The organism is Comamonas sp., assembly GCF_036666375.1.
In the GTDB taxonomy this organism is placed as follows: Bacteria; Pseudomonadota; Gammaproteobacteria; order Burkholderiales; family Burkholderiaceae_C; genus Comamonas.
The window spans coordinates 1-6,964 of the sequence record NZ_JAVWWA010000148.1; the positions used below are offsets into that span (position 1 = coordinate 1).

At 65.8% G+C, this 6,964-nt stretch carries 6 protein-coding genes and 1 tRNA gene; 6 read left to right on the plus strand and 1 reads right to left on the minus strand.

Annotated elements, in window-relative coordinates:
- Positions 1 to 1,014 (plus strand): selenide, water dikinase SelD (gene selD, locus RR928_RS22885; protein WP_332549945.1); only part of this gene is annotated, 1,014 nt, incomplete at its 5' end.
- 10 nt (positions 1,015 to 1,024) lie between these two features.
- On the opposite strand, the gene msbA is transcribed toward selD, so the two are convergent.
- Complete coding sequence (msbA, locus tag RR928_RS22890; RefSeq protein ID WP_332539832.1) at positions 1,025 to 2,803, minus strand: lipid A export permease/ATP-binding protein MsbA; 1,779 nt, start codon at positions 2,801 to 2,803, stop codon at positions 1,025 to 1,027.
- A 246-nt stretch (positions 2,804 to 3,049) separates the two neighbouring features.
- Between msbA and tolB the strand changes: the two genes are divergently transcribed.
- From tolB to RR928_RS22915, 5 genes are all read left to right on the plus strand, one after another.
- Positions 3,050 to 4,369 (plus strand): Tol-Pal system beta propeller repeat protein TolB, encoded by a 1,320-nt coding sequence (gene tolB / locus RR928_RS22895; protein WP_332539834.1) that lies wholly within the window; start codon positions 3,050 to 3,052, stop codon positions 4,367 to 4,369.
- A gap of 69 nt (positions 4,370 to 4,438) precedes the next feature.
- Positions 4,439 to 4,981 carry a peptidoglycan-associated lipoprotein Pal gene (pal, locus tag RR928_RS22900; RefSeq protein ID WP_332539835.1) on the plus strand — a complete coding sequence of 181 codons (543 nt, stop codon included), beginning with the start codon at positions 4,439 to 4,441 and terminating at the stop codon, positions 4,979 to 4,981.
- 2 nt (positions 4,982 to 4,983) lie between these two features.
- Positions 4,984 to 5,760, plus strand: a complete 777-nt coding sequence (ybgF, locus tag RR928_RS22905; RefSeq protein WP_332539836.1) for a tol-pal system protein YbgF — start codon at positions 4,984 to 4,986, stop codon at positions 5,758 to 5,760.
- Between the two features lie 156 nt (positions 5,761 to 5,916).
- Positions 5,917 to 6,738, plus strand: a complete 822-nt coding sequence (locus RR928_RS22910; protein WP_332539837.1) for a tRNA threonylcarbamoyladenosine dehydratase — start codon at positions 5,917 to 5,919, stop codon at positions 6,736 to 6,738.
- 58 nt (positions 6,739 to 6,796) lie between these two features.
- A tRNA-Lys gene (locus tag RR928_RS22915) sits at positions 6,797 to 6,872 on the plus strand.
- The last annotated feature ends 92 nt before the right edge of the window (positions 6,873 to 6,964 follow it).

Here is a 6,964-nt window from a genome sequence, read left to right on the forward strand (position 1 = left end):
CACGGCGGCGGCTGCGGCTGCAAGATTGCGCCGGGCGTGCTGGCCCAGCTCATAGGCCAGAGCGCGCTGCCCAAGCAGTTCTTCCCCGACCTGCTGGTGGGCAACGAGACCGCCGACGATGCCGCCGTGTACCGCATCAACGACGAACAGGCCATCGTCGCCACCACCGATTTCTTCATGCCCATCGTCGACGACCCGTATGACTTCGGCCGTATCGCCGCAGCCAATGCGCTGTCGGACATCTACGCGATGGGCGCGACGCCGTTGATGGCGCTGGCCATCGTCGGCATGCCCATCAACGTGCTGCCGCATGCGACCATCGCCAAGGTGCTCGAAGGCGGCGAATCGATCTGCCGCGAGGCCGGCATTCCGCTGGCCGGCGGGCATTCGATCGACTCGGTCGAGCCCATCTATGGGCTGGTCGGCATAGGCATCGTCAACCCCAAGCACATGAAGCGCAATGCCGATGCCCGGGACGGCGATGTCCTGGTGCTGGGCAAGCCACTGGGCGTGGGCATTCTGTCGGCGGCGCTGAAGAAGAACCTGCTCGACGCCAACGGCTACCGCGCCATGGTCGAGACCACGACGCAGCTCAACCGTCCGGGCGCGGCGCTATCGCAGATCGAAGGCGTGCACGCGCTGACCGACGTGACCGGCTTCGGCCTGCTGGGCCATACGCTGGAGCTGGCGCGCGGCGCGGGTCTCACGGCGCGCATAGACAGCCGCGCGCTGCCGCTGCTGCCCACGGTACAGGCGTTTGCGGAGCAAGGCGTGGTCACTGGCGCTTCGGGCCGCAACTGGGCGGCCTATGGCGCGCAGGTGGTCATGGGGTCGCAGGTCTCGGCACCGCTGCAAGCGCTGCTGACCGACCCGCAGACTTCGGGCGGGCTGCTGGTGTCCTGCACTGCCGAGACAGTCGATCAGGTGCTGGCGCTGTTCGCGGCCCAGGGTTTTGCGAGCGCCGCGGTCATAGGCCGCATGGAAGCCGGCGCGGCGCAGGTCGTCGTCGACTGACGCACAGGCGTCAGCCCGCGGCTTGCAGCCGCGAATACAGCCCGCCCTGGGCCAGCAACTGCGCATGCGGTCCCTGCTCGACAATGTGGCCGCGCTCCATGACCACCACGCGGTCCGCGTGCTCGATGGTCGACAGCCGGTGCGCAATCACCAGCGTCGTGCGGCCCTGCATCAGGCGCTGCAGCGCATCCTGCACCAGGCGCTCGGATTCGGTGTCGAGCGCCGAAGTGGCCTCGTCGAGAATCAGTATGGGCGCATTCTTGTAGACCGCGCGCGCGATCGCCAGCCGCTGGCGCTGGCCGCCCGACAGCTGGGCCGCGTTGTGGCCGACCACGGTCTGCAGTCCCTGGGGCATGCGGCGCACGTGGTCGCCAAGATTTGCGGCTTCGAGGCTGGCCCAGACCTTGGCCTCGTCGACCTGCGCGCCCAGCGTGACATTCGCGGCCACGCTGTCGTTGAACATCACCACGTCCTGGCTGACCATGGCGAACTGCTGGCGCAGGCTGGACAGATCCCACTCGGCCAGCGGCCGGCCGTCGAGCAGCACTTCGCCGCTGGTCGGTGCGAGAAAGCGCGGCAGCAGATTGACCAGCGTGGTCTTGCCCGCGCCCGAAGGCCCGACCAGGGCCACGACTTCGCCGGGACGCACGCGCAGATTCACCTGCGCCAGGGCCGGCGCCTGGTCCTCGCCGAACGCCACACCCACGTCGCGCAGCTCGATTTCGCCGCGCGCACGTTCCGTGCGGTGCGTTCCGCCCTGCTCGGCCTGAGTGCTGTCGAGCAGCGCCAGGCCGCGCTCGAGCGCGGCCACGCCACGCGTGATCGGATTGGCCACGTCGGCCAGCCGGCGTATGGGTGCGACCAGCATCAGCATGGCGGTGATGAACGACACGAAGCCGCCCACGGTGACGTCGTCGGCGCGCAGCGTCTGGCGGCTTTGCCACAGCGCAATGCAGATCACCGTCGACAGCGCGGCCGCGGCCAGCAGCTGCGTCAGCGGTGTCATCGCGGCCGACGCAATCGTCGACTTCACCGCCAGATGGCGCAGGCGCTGGCTCAGACCGCCAAAGCGCTTTTGCTGCACGTCCTGCGCGCCATGCAGGCGCACCATGCGGTGGGCCAGCACGTTTTCCTCGACCACATAAGCCAGCGAATCGGTCGCCTCCTGGCTGTCCTTGGTGATGCGGTACAGCCGGCGCGACAGCGTCTTCATGATCCAGGCGACGCCGGGCACGACCAGGCCCACGACCAGCGTCAGCTGCCAATTCAGATAGAGCAGATAGCCGAGCAAGGCGATCAGCGTGAAGCTGTCGCGCGACAGGCCCATCATCGCCTGCACCAGCAGCGTCGAGCCGGTCTGCACTTCATAGACCACGGTGTTCGACAGGCTGCTCGCCGAGTGGCGCGAGAACAGCGCCATGTCGGCCGCCAGCAAGCGGTCGAACAGCGCGTGGCGCAGGCTCAGCATGCCTTCGTTGGCGATGCGCGCCAGCGCGTACTGGCCGACGAACTGGGCGATGCCGCGCAGCAGGAACACGCCCATGATGGAAACCGGCACCAGCCACAGTTGCAGGCTGCCGTCGGTAAATCCGTTGTCCAGCAGGGGTTTGAGCAGTGCCGGAATCATGGGCTCGGTCGCGGCGCCGACCAGCATCGCGGCCACGGCCAGCACCCAGGTCCAGCGACGCCCGCCGAAGTAAGGAGCAAGACGCTGCAGGCGCTGGCGCATGCTCAGGGGACGCGAAGGCACGAGGGCGGAGGCTTCTGGGGCGGAGTGGGATGCTTGCATGTGACGCGAATTTTACGGCCCTACGGCATGACTGTTCATCCACTTACAGTTGGGCCGCGCCAGAGTGTGTAACATGCGATCCGTAAGCACCGGGATTTACCCGGAGCAACAGTCGCTGACACGGCCTGACACGGCCCGAGAAATCGCGGGATTTGCGGTGGACACCAGGCGCAGTGCAAGTTGCACGCGCCCAGGCAACGCAACGATGTGCCAAGGGTTGTGTTGGCCACACTAAGATGGTTGCCAATGACTATTGACCGAACTCCATCCACATCCTTTTCCGCGGCGCTGCCGCAAACGATGCGCCGCGGCTTTCTTGCGGCCCTCGCCTCTGCTCCCGCGCTGCCCGCGCTGGCCCAGTTCCGGGTAGAAGTCACGGGCGTGGGCTTGACGCAGTTGCCGATTGCGATCGCCCCGTTCCGCGGCGAGCCGCAGTCGCCGCAGAAACTCGCGGCCATCGTGCAGGCCGACCTCGAGCGCAGCGGCCAGTTCCGCGGCGTAGATGCCTCGGGAACCCAGCTTGATGAGACCTCGCGGCCCGACGTGGCGCTGTGGAAGCAGAAGATGGCCGACTCGCTGGTCACGGGCAGCGTGACGCGCCTGGCCGACGGCCGCTTCGATGTGCGCTTTCGCCTCTGGGACGTGGTGCGCGGCCAGGATCTGGGCGGCCACAGCTTCGCCGTACCTTCTGGCGATCTGCGCCTCGTGGCCCACCGCATCGCCGACTACGTCTACGAAAAGCTCACCGGCGAACGCGGCATCTTCTCGACCCGCATCACCTACGTGACCAAGGCCGGCAAGCGCTACAGCCTGTGGATTGCCGATGCCGATGGCGAGGGCGCGCAGTCGGCGCTGTCGAGCCCCGAGCCCATCATTTCCCCGGCCTGGTCGCCCAGCGGCCGCCAGGTGGCCTATGTGTCGTTCGAGTCGCGCAAGCCCGTGGTCTATGTGCATGACGTGGCCAGCGGCCGGCGTCGCCTGCTGGCCAACTTCCGCGGCTCCAACAGCGCGCCGGCCTGGGCACCGAACGGCGAGTCGCTGGCGGTGACCTTGACGCGCGACGGCGGCTCGCAGCTGTACATGATCAGCGCCGAAGGCGGCGAACCGCGCCGCCTGATGCAAAGCAGCGGCATCGACACCGAGCCTGTGTTCTCCAGCGACGGCCAGACGATCTTCTTCGTCAGCGATCGCGGCGGCGCACCGCAGATCTACAAGGTTTCGGCCAGCGGAGGCAGCGCCGAACGCGTGACCTTCACCGGCAACTACAACATTTCTCCGAGTGTCAGTCCGGACGGTCGCTGGCTCGCGTATATTTCGCGCGTGGGCGGAGGCTTCAAGCTGCACGTGATGGACCTGAGCGCGGGCACCGTGACCGCGATCACCGACACCACGGCCGATGAAAATCCGAGCTTTGCTCCAAATAGCCGCCTGATTGTGTACGCGACCCTGCAGCAAGGACGCGAATCCCTGATGACCACGACACTGGACGGCAAGATCAAGGCAAGGCTCGCCGGCCAGGGTGGCGACATCCGCGAGCCCGACTGGGGCCCATTCCCCAAAAACTGAGTTTCTGTAGTTCTTTTCTTTTCAACCGTATCGCTGATGGCGTTCTGTAGAACGCTGCGGAGTTTTTCCATGATCACCTTCAAACGCCTTTCCATCGCCATGACCGTTGCCGCCCTGATGGCAGGCTGCAGCTCGGGCGTCAAGCTCGACGAAACCCCGGTCACCGACAAGTCGGCTTTGAGCAGCGGCGCTGGCACCGGTGCCACCGCTGGCGGCACGGGCCAAAGCGGTGTCGCGGGTGTCGACCTGACGCAGTCGGGCGGCGACCAGGCCGGCCCCCAGGGCGTGAGCCGCATCGTCTACTTTGACTACGACTCGTACGTCATCAAGGCCGACGCACAATCGCAGATCGAAGCCCACGCACGCTTCATCAAGGCTTCGCCCAGCCGCAAGGTCGTGGTCGAAGGCCACACCGACGAACGCGGCGGCCGCGAGTACAACCTGGCACTGGGCCAGAAGCGCGCCGAAGCCGTGCGCCGCTCGCTGGGTCTGCTGGGCGTGTCCGACGCCCAGGTCGAAGCCGTGAGCTTCGGCAAGGAAAAGCCTGCAGTCCAAGGCTTCAGCGAAGACGCCTTCGCCCAGAACCGCCGCGCTGAACTGTCGTACCGTTAAATATGGCAACACCGTTTTTCCGCACCACCTCCGTGGCCCGGCTGGTACTGGCATTCGCCTGTACCGCGTCGTTCGCCACGGCCAGCCAGGCCGCCCTGTTCGGTGACGACGAGGCGCGCAAGGCGATCATCGAGCTGCGCCAGCGCCTGGACGCGATGCAGCAGTCGAACCAGCGCGCCAGCGAAGACACTTCGCAGCTGCGCCGCAGCCTGCTCGATCTGCAATCGCAGATCGAGATACTGCGCCAGGACCAGGCCCGTCTGCGTGGGCAGAATGAACAATTGCTGCAGCAGTCGTCTGAACTGCAACGCAAGCAAAAGGACATCGCCCAGGGTGTGGAAGAACGGCTCAAGCAATTCGAGCCGGTCACTGTGACCGTAGACGGTCAGCAGTTCACGGCCGACCCGGCTGAAAAGCGCGACTTCGATGCCGCGCTCGAAGTCTTCCGCGGCGGCAAGTTCGCCGATGCCAACAAGTCCTTCAGCGCGTTCATCCGCCAGTATCCGCGCAGCGGCTATCTGCCGTCGGCACGCTTCTGGCTTGGCAACGCGCAGTATGCGGAGCGAGACTACAAGGAGGCGATCGCCAACTTCAAATCGCTGCTGACAGCGACGCCCGAGCACGCGCGCGCGCCGGAAGCCGCATTGTCGATCGCCAACTGCCAGATCGAGCTCAAGGACACGCGTTCGGCGCGCAAGACGCTCGAAGACCTGATCAAGGCCTATCCGCGCAGCGAAGCCGCGAATGCCGCCAAGGAACAGCTGTCGCGTCTGAAATAAAGCACCCCCTGAGCGACTTACGTCGCTTCCCCCTCTCAACCTACGGTGGAGGGGGACGGCACCTTCGCTGCGGGGCGGCCCTTGCTCGGTGCCCCTGACCCAGGACACGTCAGTTTCACGCGCTGTTAGCGGTGCCTTGCATCCTGAATAAATGAAATGACTTTCTCATTGAGCATCGCGACTGCCGCCCTGCCCGACCCCGACTTTCTGGCTGCCGACAACCAGCGCCGCTTCGGCGGCCTGGAGCGTCTTTACGGCATGCCGGGCGCCGCGCGCATCCGCGGCGCACATGTGGCCGTGGTCGGCATAGGCGGCGTGGGCTCCTGGGCCGCGGAAGCGCTGGCGCGCAGCGGCGTGGGCCGCATCACGCTGATCGACCTGGACCAGGTCGCCGAATCCAACATCAACCGCCAGATCCATGCGCTCACTTCGACCGTGGGCCAGGCCAAGGTGGTCGCGATGCGCGAGCGCATAGCGCAGATCCACCCCGACTGCGAAGTGCACTGCATAGAGGAATTCGTCGAGCCGGACAACTGGCCGGCGCTGCTGCCCGCGGGCGTGACGGCCGTGATCGACGCCTGCGACCAGGTCAAGGCCAAGACCGCCATGGCAGCGCATGCACGGCGCAACAAACTGCTGTTCATCAGCGTGGGCGCAGCCGGCGGCAAGCGCCAGGCGCACAAGGTCGACATCGACGACCTGAGCCAGACCACGCACGACCCGCTGCTGGCCCAACTGCGCTACCGCCTGCGCCGCGAACACAACGCGCCGCGCGACGGCAAGAAGATGGGCGTGGCCTGCGTCTTCAGCCGCGAAGCCGTCGCCCCGCCCGATGCATCGTGCGCGATCGACGGCGCCGACGGCACGCTCAACTGCCACGGCTACGGCTCGGTCGTTGCCGTGACGGCCACATTCGGGCAATGCGCTGCCGGCTGGGTGCTCGATCAAATTGCGGCCACCGAGCCAAAAGCGTCTTAAATTCCGTGCTAGAATCGAGTTCTTCGCTGATCAGAACAATCGTTTTGTGAAGCAGGTTGGGTCGTTAGCTCAGTCGGTAGAGCAGCGGACTTTTAATCCGTAGGTCGCGTGTTCGAATCACGCACGACCCACCAACCCCCATAAGGAAAGCCCGCTATCCAAAAGATAGCGGGCTTTTTGTTTTATTCCCAAGTTGGGAATATCCATGGTTGGACAGCGCACGTTG

Bases quoted from the DNA above. Each gene is read 5' to 3' on its own strand.
- msbA (WP_332539832.1), bottom strand. From the start codon at position 2,803: ATGCAAGCATCCCACTCCGCCCCAGAAGCCTCCGCCCTCGTGCCTTCG.
- tolB (WP_332539834.1), top strand. From the start codon at position 3,050: ATGACTATTGACCGAACTCCATCCACATCCTTTTCCGCGGCGCTGCCG.
- pal (WP_332539835.1), top strand. From the start codon at position 4,439: ATGATCACCTTCAAACGCCTTTCCATCGCCATGACCGTTGCCGCCCTG.
- ybgF (WP_332539836.1), top strand. From the start codon at position 4,984: ATGGCAACACCGTTTTTCCGCACCACCTCCGTGGCCCGGCTGGTACTG.
- RR928_RS22910 (WP_332539837.1), top strand. From the start codon at position 5,917: ATGACTTTCTCATTGAGCATCGCGACTGCCGCCCTGCCCGACCCCGAC.